This window comes from Phormidesmis priestleyi ULC007, from assembly GCF_003003695.1.
Classification (GTDB): Bacteria; Cyanobacteriota; Cyanobacteriia; order Leptolyngbyales; family Leptolyngbyaceae; genus Phormidesmis_A; species Phormidesmis_A priestleyi_A.
Genome location: NZ_PVWG01000140.1, coordinates 1 through 818 on the forward strand (window position 1 = coordinate 1; position 818 = coordinate 818).

Genomic DNA, 818 nt, shown 5'->3' on the forward strand with positions numbered 1-818 from the left:
TACCATCTTTCACGGTTGTCATCAGGGGTCACGACCCACTCAGCCTTCATCTTACAACTGATTTAGGATTGCTATATGCCCAATCATTGAACAGGTTTAGAGAAGGTTTTTAGTGGTTTTTTAGCTGATGAGTGTAGGAGATCCCTTGTAATAATCTCTAGAGCGTTACCAGTGGCTTGTAAGCGGAATAGCATAACTCAGATCTTGCACCAGTCTCAACAAGGGGTTGCCAAAAAGCTCAAAGTCTGAAAGAAAGGGCGTAGAAACATTTCAATGGGACGGTTATGGAAACCATCTTGGAACACGCCCAAGGATTAGTGTACGCTCTACTGGGATTGATGCCTAGTTCCGATCAGAAAACCAGCTTCAGTGCGCTACTCGGACTGTTTTTAGATGCGTCCGGTCATGCTTTGCCCCAACATTGCCCGATAAAATCTGCCAGTGCGTTGAGTCGATTTCTAAATATCTATGGGTGGTCTACCCGGTCGGTGCTGCGAACCACTCGCCAAACGGTGCTGAAACAGATGGCACAGCATCTATCCCGTTCTGACAGTCCGCTGAAAGTGATCATTGACTTAACAACGCTCTAAGTACAGGACAAAAGCTTGCAAAAGGGGGTTAGGAAAGGGTTTCATGCAAATAGTGAGTTCACAATATGAAACCCTATGCATCAGATTACCCAATTGCGGCAGACATTGCAGCCCTTGCTAGGCTGGCATGGAGCACGAGTCGCCTTTCTGTGGGTGCGACCTCTACTTGATTTAATCATTCAATCATGATATTACCTCAGTGATGCAACCAAGAGGGGTGAGTATGAG

At 46.2% G+C, this 818-nt stretch carries 1 protein-coding gene; it reads left to right on the plus strand.

Annotation, left to right across the window (positions count from 1 at the left end; all coding sequences use genetic code 11):
• The first annotated feature begins 284 nt into the window (after positions 1-284).
• Entirely contained in the window at positions 285-590 is a 306-nt protein-coding gene (locus C7B65_RS27065) for a hypothetical protein (RefSeq protein WP_106254255.1), read from the plus strand.
• Positions 591-818 lie beyond the last annotated feature (228 nt).